At 33.0% G+C, this 13,133-nt stretch carries 13 protein-coding genes and 1 pseudogene; 5 read left to right on the top strand and 9 right to left on the bottom strand.

Annotated features, from left to right (window positions below; genetic code table 11):
• Positions 1–473 precede the first annotated feature (473 nt).
• The 4 genes from FFM66_RS04565 to FFM66_RS04550 are packed head-to-tail and all read right to left on the bottom strand — an operon-like array spanning position 474 to position 4,116.
• A complete protein-coding gene (locus FFM66_RS04565; RefSeq protein WP_137605135.1) occupies positions 474–2,603 on the bottom strand; it encodes a hypothetical protein in 2,130 nt (709 codons plus the stop codon).
• Positions 2,590–2,898: a hypothetical protein gene (locus FFM66_RS04560; protein WP_137605134.1), complete on the bottom strand. Its 309-nt coding sequence runs from the start codon at positions 2,896–2,898 to the stop codon at positions 2,590–2,592. The genes FFM66_RS04565 and FFM66_RS04560 overlap by 14 nt, the downstream gene beginning before the upstream one ends.
• 8 nt (positions 2,899–2,906) lie before the next feature.
• Positions 2,907–3,557, bottom strand: a complete 651-nt coding sequence (locus tag FFM66_RS04555) for a hypothetical protein (RefSeq protein ID WP_137605133.1) — start codon at positions 3,555–3,557, stop codon at positions 2,907–2,909.
• 40 nt (positions 3,558–3,597) lie between these two features.
• Positions 3,598–4,116: a hypothetical protein gene (locus tag FFM66_RS04550; protein WP_137605132.1), complete on the bottom strand. Its 519-nt coding sequence runs from the start codon at positions 4,114–4,116 to the stop codon at positions 3,598–3,600.
• Positions 4,117–4,279: 163 nt separating this feature from the next.
• Here FFM66_RS04550 and FFM66_RS04545 point away from each other — a divergent pair, with 163 nt between their 5' ends.
• Together FFM66_RS04545 and FFM66_RS04540 are read left to right on the top strand one after the other, a co-directional pair.
• A complete protein-coding gene (locus tag FFM66_RS04545; RefSeq protein ID WP_137605131.1) occupies positions 4,280–5,806 on the top strand; it encodes an AcpB/EbpR/MafR family transcriptional regulator in 1,527 nt (508 codons plus the stop codon).
• Between the two features lie 129 nt (positions 5,807–5,935).
• Positions 5,936–6,836, top strand: a pseudogene (locus tag FFM66_RS04540) (transposase).
• 172 nt (positions 6,837–7,008) lie between these two features.
• On the opposite strand, the gene FFM66_RS04535 reads toward FFM66_RS04540, so the two are convergent.
• Positions 7,009–7,440, bottom strand: a complete 432-nt coding sequence (locus tag FFM66_RS04535) for an NUDIX domain-containing protein (RefSeq protein WP_137605130.1) — start codon at positions 7,438–7,440, stop codon at positions 7,009–7,011.
• 630 nt (positions 7,441–8,070) lie between these two features.
• On the opposite strand from FFM66_RS04535, the gene FFM66_RS04530 reads away from it, so the two are divergent.
• Positions 8,071–8,427 carry a hypothetical protein gene (locus tag FFM66_RS04530; protein WP_137605129.1) on the top strand — a complete coding sequence of 119 codons (357 nt, stop codon included), beginning with the start codon at positions 8,071–8,073 and terminating at the stop codon, positions 8,425–8,427.
• Positions 8,428–8,437: 10 nt separating this feature from the next.
• Positions 8,438–8,704: a P-loop NTPase family protein gene (locus FFM66_RS04525; RefSeq protein ID WP_137605128.1), complete on the top strand. Its 267-nt coding sequence runs from the start codon at positions 8,438–8,440 to the stop codon at positions 8,702–8,704.
• A gap of 23 nt (positions 8,705–8,727) precedes the next feature.
• On the opposite strand, the gene FFM66_RS04520 is transcribed toward FFM66_RS04525, so the two are convergent.
• Both FFM66_RS04520 and FFM66_RS04515 read right to left on the bottom strand, forming a co-directional pair.
• Complete coding sequence (locus tag FFM66_RS04520) at positions 8,728–9,201, bottom strand: hypothetical protein (protein ID WP_137605127.1); 474 nt, start codon at positions 9,199–9,201, stop codon at positions 8,728–8,730.
• Positions 9,173–10,135 carry a hypothetical protein gene (locus FFM66_RS04515; protein ID WP_137605126.1) on the bottom strand — a complete coding sequence of 321 codons (963 nt, stop codon included), beginning with the start codon at positions 10,133–10,135 and terminating at the stop codon, positions 9,173–9,175. The genes FFM66_RS04520 and FFM66_RS04515 overlap by 29 nt, the downstream gene beginning before the upstream one ends.
• Before the next feature lie 629 nt (positions 10,136–10,764).
• Between FFM66_RS04515 and FFM66_RS04510 the strand changes: the two genes are divergently transcribed.
• Positions 10,765–11,196, top strand: coding sequence for a hypothetical protein (locus FFM66_RS04510; protein WP_137605125.1), 432 nt, complete (start codon positions 10,765–10,767; stop codon positions 11,194–11,196).
• A 33-nt stretch (positions 11,197–11,229) separates the two neighbouring features.
• Here FFM66_RS04510 and FFM66_RS04505 read toward each other — a convergent pair whose 3' ends face one another.
• Positions 11,230–12,372, bottom strand: coding sequence for a helix-turn-helix domain-containing protein (locus tag FFM66_RS04505; RefSeq protein ID WP_137605124.1), 1,143 nt, complete (start codon positions 12,370–12,372; stop codon positions 11,230–11,232).
• Positions 12,369–13,040 carry a hypothetical protein gene (locus FFM66_RS04500; RefSeq protein ID WP_137605123.1) on the bottom strand — a complete coding sequence of 224 codons (672 nt, stop codon included), beginning with the start codon at positions 13,038–13,040 and terminating at the stop codon, positions 12,369–12,371. The genes FFM66_RS04505 and FFM66_RS04500 overlap by 4 nt, the downstream gene beginning before the upstream one ends.
• Positions 13,041–13,133 lie beyond the last annotated feature (93 nt).

The following is a 13,133-nucleotide window of genomic DNA, read 5'->3' as shown; positions in this document are numbered from 1 at the left end:
CCAATCTAATTTCTTATTTAGTGGTTCAATGACAGTCAAGTTACCGAATATCTGCTTTTCTAGATGAAACTGCTTTTCCTTAAGACATCCACAATTCTTGATTTCTCCTCTTTGCAATCGTTCTGCCGAGGCTAGTATTTCATTACCGCATGAACATAGACATTTCCATACAACAGTTCCTTCGCTGGGGCAAGAGCAACTAGTTCACCAAATTCTTTATTTGGTAAATCCTTGCATCTATGCCGATTCTTAACATTTCCGCACCCACAGCTTTTTGTTCGACCCGAGACTAAATTGGAATGATAAACAACTGTTTCTTACCCACAATCACAAAGGCAGTGATACTTTTTATATCCATTTTGAATTAATTCATCTAAAATAATCAGATGACCATATCTTTTCGCATAACCAATCGCCTCATACTCTTAAAACCTATGTATTAGATAACTAGGGAGTCACCCTAGTTACCTCTACTAAATCGCTTCAAATTTGAAGGTCATTTGTATGTTACATTTTGTATTTTGATATTTCCCGTAATACGCTCCCTTAATTTGAAATCCCCCAACTGATTGAGAATTTAAAATTCCCAATTCTTGATCTGCTACTGACGGATGTAACTCGATTATCGGAAACTGAAATTCTTCCAATGAACTCAAATTTAATTTCGCTTTTTCATCATTTCCACCAGGTTCGGCATCACTAGCCCGAATGACATCAATCGTTGAGCTAGGATCTACTTGTGTTTTGGCTAAAGATACTTTGAGCTTTGCAGTTGAGTTATTTTTCACTTCGTAGCTAGGTGATGATACCTTACCGTTTTGAACATCCGTTGATCCAAAAATTACTTTTTGTGGAATAGTGACATCAATCAAATCTTTGGCATCTAAAATGTTAATAGTGATATCTTTCATAAGATTCCCGATTTGTACCGTAGCAGTATAAGAACCAAATTGTGGCTTTACATCATGCCTAATAACTTTTATTTGCTTAGATACTTCATTTCCATTTGAAAGTTCCCACGCTTTAGATTGGCTTTCTTGCAAAATCCATTCTTCAATTTTTGAGGCAGGAACTTGATTAGAATAGGCAGTAAAGTTTTGAGAACTCAATACATATTGATTATCAAAACTACTGTGATTATCATGAACAAAAACAGGCACAGTCACTTCTGCCTTATTCCCATTTTGATCGGATAATTCAACTTTTGCATCTGTCAAACCAATTTTAGATGTATCAGGTATTTTCACATATTTTGCGGTAATTTTTGAAATATCGTCGTTATCTTGCAAGTTTGTTACTACATCGAGTGGGTTAGTTGACATACTGCTGTTAACAGGGACCATCTGTAAAATACCATCCCCAGTAGGTGCAATAGTATCAGGATTAACCGTTAACTTCTCCTGTGCTTTCGTGGTATTTCCAGAAGGGTCACTCACAACAAGAAAGACATCCTGAATCCCAATCTTTTTTACATCAGGAGCTGGTTTTGAAGGATCAAACGAGGTTTTCATTTTCCCAGTTTTATCATTATCAGTAATTGAACGAATAAAATCATTTGCATCTACTTTTGATCCATACTCAATGATTTGTTCCTTTGTGTTAACTAGTGGTGGAATAGAATCCATTACGCTAATTGTTGATTTCAACAAAGATGCATTACCTGAACTATCTGTTAACTGCATTTCAAAGGGATGATTCCCTAAACCCAAGCTATTAGGATCAGTATCTGAATAAATAGCAACAGGTTTTGTATCATTATCCCAAGGCTCATATTCAAGAAAATTTCTAATTTCAGTTTGCGTACCCAATTCTATTGGAATCGGATTAATTAACTTTCCTGTAGGTGGTGTTGTATCAACAACGATAAAGGGAATATCAACAGGTACTCTATCCTTCTCATCGAAGAAGATAAATTTCCCGCTAGTTTTACCTAGTTTTGTATCATCAGGTTTCTCCTGCATGTAATAGGATACTTTCCCAGTATTTGCAGTATAATCAACAAAACTTAACGGATTATCTACCTTAAGATCGAACAGATTCAATTGAATTTCATTTGTTTGTTTTGGAATTACTGTAAGATGTTTTTGTGCTACCTTTATTGTAAAAGAATCAGTTAATATTCCACTAGATCCGAATTGATCATTTACAGACCACCAAATACCAGCCACATCTTCTTTAACATGAAATGCCCAATTTAATTGATATTCGATGGTTATAGTTACCTCAGAGGAAGTTCCACTTCCTCTCCTCAACTGAATATTATTTGAAGTGTAATTTACGGTCAACGTATTAGGATCACTACTAGTCATACTTTTAATAACTCGTTGAGCTGGACCGGTATAAGCGTACTCATTTTTTTGCCAATCGTTACAATCGAATTGAAAGTACATAGGTGTTTGGTATCCCCGAGTATAACCCTCGTCAACTGGCATCGCAGTTTGTTCAAAATATCTTTTCATACTATTCCATTCTGCTTCTGTTGCATCTTGAGCTACTTCTCTAGCAGTAACACCAGAATCACTTGCAAAGCTATATAGGGGAAAAGAAAAGCTTCCAATAATACAAATTAAAACCATTATTAAAGTAATACTAGTTTTCCTCATAGACTCCTCCACAAATAAACTTCAGTTCTACCACAATTATAATGAGAATAACTCCTATGAGGGAGAGCAGCCGGCTTGCTTCTCCCCCACTGCCTAATTTTGGTAATTTTTTCATTTTATTGCCTTGATCCTTTTCAACCACTTTAAAATTCTGGTCGTTTTCTTTTCCAATGATTCCCTCAATTGGAATGTGGTTGTATTGGATAGTTGATGATTCAGCGAAGGTTTCAGTTGGATAGATAAAAAATAGTATAACTAGAAATGATAGTAAAATAAAACTACAATATTTCTTCATATTGATTCCTATTGAACTTCAAACTTAAGGACTAAATCATATTGCGGATTCAAGGCAGTCTTTTCAAAATTAAATCCGGTTGAGACTCCACCACTTAACTTAAATTCAAGTTTGTCTCCTTTAGGATTCAGGATTCCAATTTCTGCTGGGAATTGAGCAGGATTTTGTGGGTCTATCGTATGCAAAGCAATGTCTTTATTTGCAGTTTTATTTGTTAAGTTCAAGGTCAACTTATCACTAATTTTTTCAGCATCTGTTTGACTACCTGATCCTCCAGGTGTTCCACTATCTTTGAAATCTCCAACTGAAATTTTGACACCTTTAGATGAAAGATTTTCGATTTCATAAAGTGGGGAAACAATGCCTGTACTTACATCTGTTTGACCAAATAGAATTTTTGTCGGAATTTTTACATCAACCCATGCAGGGTCTGTTGGGTCCGGATCGGGTTGAGTCGGATCTGTTGGATTTGTTGGATCAAATTCCTTGAAAGTGCCTTCTGCTGGAATAGTGGCAGAATCTTGCTTCTTAATCTCTTGAGGCTGAGTATTCGGATCAGGTTGACCATCTTCATAAGCAAATGCTGCTGACGGTCCTAATAAGATTGCCCCTCCAAATGCGATTACTCCGAAAAGTGCGACAAATTGTGTTTTTTTCATTCTATTTCCTCCATTGTTTCTATATTTATAACTAGAATCCCTAGTTATTCACGGATAATTGGCCTACCACTAATGTCTCTCCAACCTTTTTTTGTATCTTATCATCCTCATAATAAGTAACTAGATTTTGTGTTTTATACACGCCTTTTTTTATGGTGGTGATTAATTTGCCTTGGGATACATATTGCTTCGGCTTAATGAGACCTGAATCGTAAACAATCTTAGCTTCTCCATCAATCGAAGTCTGAACGCGAATGGTATATTGATTGCTTGCTGGATTTAATATACTGACCTCACCAACCTCTGCTGAAGATTCAAAAACCATATCAGAGTTCATTTTTAAACGTACTTTGCTTTTATCAGCCTTTTCTTGAAGAAGTTCTTCAAATTCTTTTTCACTCATATCCTTAACAAAGTCACCTGATTTCCCAGCTGTTTCTCCAGCAACTACATTAGGAGCATTTTGATGGACGAAGTAATAGTAGTAACTACTGCCACCAATAAGAACTATCAACAAAATTAAAAGGATACCGATACTTGATCTTTTTCTTCTTTTCATTCTTTTCGCCTTTCGATTGTTTTTCCTAATCTAACGTTGTTATAATAATCTTAGCTTGCCAGCTTACCCATGTTTCCAACAACGGTAATAACTATAGATCATTGCTTCTTATTCAGAAAGTTCATTTTTAATCTAACGTTCGATAACTATTGGAGGAAGCCACATGGAAGTACTACTAGAAAAAAATTTGCTTAGGCACTATCAAATCATCAAATTTTTAGTTTATAGAAATTGGGAAAATATTAGTACTATCTCAAAGTTCACTAAAATTTCTGAAAGTACTATACGAAAAAGTATCGGCGATATTAATCGATATATAACCCCCGCAAAATTAGAAAGTAGTAAACAATTAGGAGTAAGACTTGTTCTTAAACCTAATCAAAATCCGTTTTTTTTATTCTCCTCACTTTATAAACAATCTGCTAGATTCTCGATATTAGAGGAAATTTTCCTAAGTAAACATGATAATTTGACCGCATTATCAGATCATCTTTTTCTCAGTATTTCTACTTTAAAAAGAAAGATTGGAACAATAAATGAACTTTTGGCTCCCCTTGACTTTCAAATTGATTGTACCTATATGGATATAGTGGGTGACGAAAGGAAGATTTGTTGGTTCTATTATTGTTACTTAATAGAGAAGTATGGTCTCATCGAGAAAGTTACTTCAGAAAAAGATATTGAAATAATGGATAGAATCATGCAAGAATTTATTGATTTCTATCCAAGTTTGAAAACCTCTGCACGTCAAACCTATTCTTATGTCAACAGGTTCAGAACTATGTTATTTATTAATTTCATACGAATTCGTAGAGGACACCTGCTACCAAGCCAATCACACAACGACTTGAAACATGGTTTTAGCTTCTCTCAAGATTTGACTCAGAAAATTTGCCAGCATTACCATATTGATTTAACACCTAAAACCCTCTATCGACTATTTTATATATTTTTCAATGAAAAATATGCTTGGTCAATGACAGACTTAAATGATAAATGTACTTCTAACAAAGGTGTGCAGAGTCTTCGCAGTGCAATTGCAAAAACTTTAGATACAATCATTGACTCAGAAGATTTGATTCTATCTAATAAGGAAGAGCTTATTTTATATTTATATAATGCAACTACTTATATTTGGGGTCCTGCAAAAATCCTCTATAATCTAGATGAAGAATTTTTTATAGATCTCAACAATTATTATGATGGCTTCACACAGAGAATCAGACCAATGGTGATATGTCATTTTTTAAATAAGAATCTACCAATTTTTATCGATGATTCAGTTATAAGCCGTCTACTATTTATGATTGTTACTTCATGGAATTCATTATCTGATCAACTTGAAAAAAAGTGTCCTACTATTAGAACGGGACTCTTTTTCAATACAAGCTATGAACATTGTAATTTCTTAAAAGAGGATCTTATGTACCATCTGAAGACGCGCGTTGACGTAAACCTAATTGATGCAACTACTCTTTCTTCAGTGAAAGCAGAAATGTCCAACTATGATCTTTTAATAACAAATTTGTCTTCATTGTTTGTACCAGATTGCATTGTTATTTCGATACACTCAAATCCCACTCCAAGAGATTTCGAGCATATTCTCATTGCCTATAATAAAATTGTTAATAATAAGCGCGATTTTGATTTATCTGTTGTTCAAAAGAAAAACAGTATTTATAAGTACTAAAAAAGGATCTATACTTTTTGATGTTGGTGAATCTCACTAGCATCTTTTTTATTTTCAAAAGCAATAGAAAAGACACCCTGAAATCCTTTAGAATTAATTTGGCGAACCAACTCAAAAGGAGGAATCAAGATGTCCTACACTTAGCTTATCAAAAAGCATTGGATGTTCTAGACCTATCAATCACATTTAACGAATTTTGTCTAACAAAAGAAAAATACAAAGGTCAGCTCTGTAATATTTACCACGGAAAACTGACCTATGCAGTCAAAGAATGCATTCAATGTAAGAATGACGTCGTTTCAGATCTTGTACACTGGGGACGACAACCGTGCGATTATTAATGAATGATGTCTCAGAATACCGTACATACCTTGAACTCACGAAGCAAAGCTTTAAACAAGGCTTGTCAGCGGACATTTGCGCAGACACCTCTGTAGTGAAAAAACATTGCTTTATCAGTGAGAAAGTCCGTTGGTCTGTCGTGACTCGTTTAAAAAAGGATACATCTATGACAGAGATTGCCGCTCAAAAAAATCTTTCTGTCTCTTCTGTTTAACGTATAATGAAGCAGTTTTACCGACCGCTGTATCCTTTTCGTACACCTTTACCTACGGTTCTTTGTTTTGATGAATTCAAATCGGTTCGGAGCATTTCTAACGCCATGAGTTTCATCCTGATGGATGGAAAATCACCTCGTTTATTAGACATTGTCGAGAGCCGACAATTATCTTTTCTAAAAGGTTACTTTAGTCATTTTCCACAAGAAAGTCGAGATGCGGTCCAATGGACTATGATTGATATGTATGCTCCTTATGTGTTGCTTTTCTACAGTGAAGCACTTCCTGAGAGTTATCACATAACGTTGAGAACTTTCCAGAAATTTCTTCCACAAATCAAAAACGCCTTACAACAAAGTTATTCAAATGATCTACTTGATTGTCTCAATAACCATAACAAAGTGTTGAAGCGAAATGCTTATGGCTTTCGTAGCTTTTACAACTTCAAACTGCACATCATGATCCGGCACTGAAGTACATTGATTTTAAGCTAAAAAGACCAAGAGGAAAAAATCCTCTTGGTCTCCAATAATTCTAAGATTTCTAGCCACCAACATCATTTGACAAAGAGCCTGAGTTTCTCCACTCCATAAAATCTAATTTTTTGCTGTCATTACATAACTCACTCTAATTCATACTTCCCAATTAAAAAGGTGGTGGACTTAAATGAAAATATTTATTTAATATTTGGAGTGTTTTATTAAAACTTTGAATATTGTTCTCCCAATGTAGTGCTTCAATTACTTCTTTTTTTTCTTCCCATCTCCAATTGATGTGCTCATTTGAAATTATGATTTTTTCTTTATCAACTATGGTTAAAAATAAAGTTTTATCAATAACTAAATTATCATCAATCCGTATCCTTTGAACCCCAATTTTAAAGATATTATTTGAACTAATAATCAATCCAGTTTCTTCATATACTTCTCTAATAGCAGCGTATTTAGCTGATTCACCCATTTCTATTCCACCAGTAATAGGTTGCCAAAATTGGATTTTCGTATCATCAACTTCAAGTAATAAAAACTTATTTATTTTTTGATTGTATATCCAACACTCAATACTTTTTTTTAACATTTCAAGCTCCTTAGTATGAAATCAATTCTTCAATAATTTATTGGCCTTTTCCATCATACTAATGCCTTCTTTCTTGAAAGTATCATTAGGTATTTTTTGTACATATTTAAATATTCCTCCGATAATATAGTAAAATGCAGCTTTAAGGGAATTCGATGACATGAAAAAAGCACCTCCTTATGAGATGCTTTCATCGTACGCTAACAAACAAAATTTTCCAACAAAATGTTCCAGTTTTGTCATTTTTTTACTGCTGTGACAGCAGAATGACAGCAAAAACTCTAAAAGGAAGCTTTAAATGTAATTTTGGTAGACACATAAACGCTTATTTATAGGCATTTGTCGTTCAAAAAAATCATTTCGCATTATCTTGGTCGTCCATTTTCAAAACAGCCATGAAGGCTTCTTGTCTCATTGATATATTCACAAGGTTTTATCAAGTAATAAACTTCCCCATAAATATTTTCCCATCAAGCTTTCGTTAGTTTGTTCTGGTATATATGCATATGTTCGAATACCTGTCTTTCCCTATAAATATTTTTTATTTGGGCGACATAATGGCGAACTCCTCTTTACAAATCGAACAAACGTTCGTATAATTGGAGTAACAAATGACAGGAGCTGGTTGATATGAGCTTACACGTATACCACGACCGCAAGAAATTAAAATGGCAAGGATTTATGCTTTCTGAGCATAATGCCATGATGGCGAAAGACGAAAAAGAACGGAAATTTATTTGGCCGGCTAAAGAGCTTATGACCAAGGAAGAAATTGATCGTACTTTATATGAAGCGAAACTGAAAAACAAAGCAGTCGCTATCCAAAAGGAAGAAATGGATACGAACGGCTTATACTCCGCTGATATTGTTGGAAAGATACAAGGATATGATGAGTTGGGTATTTATATTTCTGGGCAGAAAGTCGATTTTGATGAGATTCGCAGCGTGGAATTTTTTGTTGAAAAGAAGTGGTCTGCATTAGATTGAGGTGATCTATATGTTAAAACTAAAAGGCACAGTCACTAAAGTTAAATTGATAAATACAAAAAGCAAAACACCGCTGATTTATTTTAGATTGGACGAAACTAACTGTTTAATTGCCGCTCACTCCTTAACATTTCTGGCTGACGTATCAGAGGATATGCAGATTGTTGTCAGCGGAATGTTTAATAGTAGAAAACAATTCGTTGTTAGGAAGTATTCGGTGATAGGAAAAACAAAGATTATGATTGAATTTGAAGCAATGAAAAAGACCTTAGCGTGAAATAAGGTCTTTTTATATTTGTTTTATTCATTGTCTTTTTCGACTTGCGACTCGTAATAATGCTCAAAACCTTTAATTAGGATTGCAATAACATAAAAAGTGCTAGTAAATCCCATTGTTGTAAAAGAAAGCCAAAGTGTAGTTACTAGATTAGCAATCAAAGACATAGAGTTACAATCGAAAAATAGCAGTACAAAAGTCAATAACGAACTGATAAAAAAAATTAATGTAGATATTAGCAATCTGTCCATTATTTTGATATCCGTACCTAACTCTTTTAACGCGTTTATGAACTTTGAATTCGAGAACGCTGGAATGAGCGAAAAACTTGATAGAAACATTGCTGTTGCCAAAGCTGAAAAAGATAAAGAAGCAGACATTATTTCAGTAAAATTGTTTATTTTTGAAGGACTAATTTTAAATATGCAACCAACTAAAATTGTTGTGATTCCAACTATAAGAACAACTTTATTTCGCTTCATTCGTCCTTTCTTCATTTTGAATTTCCTCACTTTCAATGCGGGATATTTTAAACTTAGTCTTAATATAATCATAATGCGCGTCAAATGCCTTGTTTAATAATCCATAAGCAGCCTGATCATTAATTTCCTTTTCAAATTGAATCTTTCCTGAATAATACAATTTGTTCTTGATTAAGTCGATACTATCTGTGACTCCGTCAGCTATACCATCAACTTTTAAAGCCTTAATTTCTATATTATCAACAGTCATTAAGTCTTTGACTTTTTTAGAAATACTGTCTTTTGACAACTGACTTGATTTTAAAACCACATACAGTTCTTCTCCTTTGGCTTTTTTAGCAAACTTAAAATCACCAAATTCATCCCTAGTATCATCTTTATACGATTTAAAATTATCTGGACTTGCTACTTTGTATGAAATCTGGTCGACTATATCAAGTTTATCTATTCTATCATAGCCATTTTTATTTAATATAATTTCAAATTGTATTCCTCTAACATCAACTAATTCACATATGAATCTTCTTAAATCATAGGTATTTATAGTTCCTCTTCTTGCATAAACGGCAAGAATATTTCTAAAAGGATCAAAAATTAGTTGAGTATCAACAACAACCCCCTCATTTTCTTCATGCTCGATTTCACGTCTTCTCTCATCAATTGTTTTCGTTATATCTGCTAGTACAATTTCTTGATCAAAATCTACCCGAGAAATTGTTATCAACCAATAATAAATTGATTCTCCATTAAATTTTTCTTCAAGCTGTCTTTTTTGCATAGCTTGTATATAATAAACATCGCTATTTATCCTTAAAGTCGGTATTTTACTCCATTTTCCTGTTTCAAAATTTGTGAAATTATATTTTAATACTTCTCTGAATTCGTTTATACCACCCTTTTTTCCAGGTGTTAGTCTAAAAAAATTAACTCTTGCTGCTCTGCTTTCCATATTTGTTTTCTCCTTATTTTTTTATCTGCTAATTAGATTAAACCAAAAGGAAGTCTAAAAAACAAGCGTTTTCCTAGACTTCCTATAGCAGATATAATCATATAAGGATTATGCTTTTATTATACCAAACATCAGTTCTTATTTCAATGATAAATAACCACTCCCAAAAAGGAAGTGGCGTTAAAGTGGTTTAGGAATGAAAAAGGTAATTCTTGCTTAATTAGGATATTACTCCTGTTGATAAAAAAATTCAAATAATAATATCTATTAGAAAAGAATAATGCTAAAATAAAAAAGAAGAGTGCTAGACGTGATAAGATGGCTTCCCCAAAATTTCATCTTATCCTAGCATTCTTCTTTTTTGTACATGTTGCATATCAAATATTATAGTAGTTGCTTACTTTGTGCAAGTGAAATGCCAGAAAATCTAGCAAAAAATATTTTTTTCACAAATGACATCCTGTTCTAATGATTATAGTGTGTTTCTATATAAAATAATTTTCTATTTAAAACTTAAGAGAAGTAACTTCTGTTTTATTCTTAAATAATAAAAATCGAGTGATGGTTTTCATTTACAATATTGTAATCGTTTTCAAAAAATGCTAATCTTACTAAAAGGAGGTTAATACATGGAAATTGAGAACGTAGTTTTAGCTAATTGGGAATATTTCACTTCCGGAGAAAAAATGGATAAAATAAAGACGGGAAAATGGATGATTTTCTTTGACTTTTTTGATGCGCGAGACGTAATTAGATCATATTGCGAAAAAAGTGTTGTTGAAGAAATTGTTAGCACTGCAAAATTAAGTAGTATGCCAAACAAAGATGGTAATGGAGTTGCATGCTTCTTTCTTGAAATCGACGATCTAGATCGTCACAAAAAAATAATAAATTTCTTGATAGAAAATAATTTAATACCAAAAAAGAAAAATGGCGATTATTACAATTTATCATTTAAGCTCGACGAGCAAACAAGAAATAATGAATACAACGAAAGTTTTAAATCTGTTCTTAAATTGGAAGAATTGATAGACTTAAGAACAGGTGAATGGAAAAAATAACAAAAAGACCTTAGCTTTCGCTAGGGTCTTTTTTCATTGCAATAATTTCAAATGGTTTTTAGCCTTTAAGTCATTTTCCGGTAAATTATATCTAAACTTATCCAAAATTTGTTCTTCACTTAAACCAATCTCAGATACTATCTCTTTTATACATTCCGGCTTCTCATTTTTAACATATTGTATTGCCTTGTTAAATAAAGTGGGATATTCAATTGGGATATCATCATCATATGGTTCATGCATTCTCCACTTATTTCTACTAATCTGTTGCCTCAGAAATAGCGTTTGTCTACTGCCTATCAACCCTGATTGTTCACCATTAAATATAATCGCTTGCAGTGAGACCTTCCAGTGTTTTTTCAGTTGTAATAAATGTTTCATATTAGTAGATGCTAAATCTAAAACAAATCCTTCTTCTGGAAGCAACAGACTACCCGCAAATTGATTGGCCTCTTTCTCAATTCTTTTGTTGTTTGAGCTATTAGATACTTCCTTTTTATCATAAGCTGAGTGCAACATTATATGTCCCAATTCATGGGCTAAATTAAATCGGATTCTAACACTAGATATTCTTTGGTTATTAATAATAATATATGGTTGATCATTAACGAATAACGTCAATGCATCGATTTTAGCTGAACTCAGATCTTCAAAATGTACCCTTATCCCCATCTTTTCAACCAAAAGAGTCATATTAGATAAAGGACCTACCCCAAGAGAATATTCTTCCCTTAAAGACATGGCTATTCTTGAGATATCATTAAAATCAATTTGCGAAAATTCCTTTCTTCTTAAAGAATATTCGGGATAACTAAATCTTGGTAAATTAACGTATTTTTCAACTGTACTAGCAATGATGCTGAAAAGAATACCGCTTTGTTCAACTTGTTTTTGAAATTTAACTGCAACTGCAGCACCCTTTCTGAAAAATAACAAGTCATTATCGGGTAATTTTGTGTCCGCTTTACTAAAATAGAATTGTCTAGGGAATCCTAAAAGATTTTCAATATCAAGTAATTTTTCGAAAGTAGGCTTTTTCTTGTTGTTTTCCCAATCAGATACTAATTGATGACTGACACCTAAATTTTCACCTAACTTAGATATTGTCCACAGTTTTAATTCCCTTGCAAGTTTTAATTTACTTCCTTGAAAGACAAAGGAATTATTTATATTCATTGAGCATCACTCTCTTTTATGTGTTTTTCAAAATCATCGAAATTGAAATCAGACATCTCTTTCTCAGTAGTAATGAATTTAGCCTTATTATCGGTTAAAAGTTCAAATTCTTTATCAACTGGTATAGACGTATACCAGGTCTTGCTGTCTTTTGGAATACCGAGAACAGTAAATATTGGTACGTCGGTTTGATATCCGTGGTTTAATTCAACATATACCGGCTTTTCTTCAACAAATATTTTTTTATCAAAATCAAAGTAAGTTTCAAAATTATTGTACCTATTCTCCCGATACTTAGCGTATCTACTCGGTCTGGCAGGAGAATTAGATTGATTGACTATAAGGTCTGTTTTATCCAGTTTGTCTTTAAATAGTAGAAATGTGTTATTCTTACCCGGAGTATAGTTAATCGAATAATTTAGATTAAGCAAACCATTTCTTATATACTGAACAATCATGTATTCAACGCCGAATGTTTTCAGTCTAGGTAAAATCTCTTTTCCTCTTAAGTCATTAAGCCAACTATCTTCTTTTTTCAGAGTATCTATAGCCAACTGATAACCGATTTTTACAGACGAATTCAAGTAAATTCTTGTTTCTTTATCAAAAATTTCTGTTAAAAAATGTTCTGGATTATCTTCTTGGAAAATATATGAAAAGTCTGCCATTTTAAAACACCACCTACTTATGTCGTTGCAACCATTTTACAACATTTAACTTTTTTTTGCAACCGACTTATGTAAGCGATGGAGTAAATTTAT

It is taken from the genome of Enterococcus songbeiensis, assembly GCF_005405265.1.
In the GTDB taxonomy this organism is placed as follows: Bacteria; Bacillota; Bacilli; order Lactobacillales; family Enterococcaceae; genus Enterococcus_C; species Enterococcus_C songbeiensis.
The sequence above is the reverse complement of the archived record's forward strand: the minus strand, read 5'-3'. Positions and strand labels throughout refer to the sequence as shown.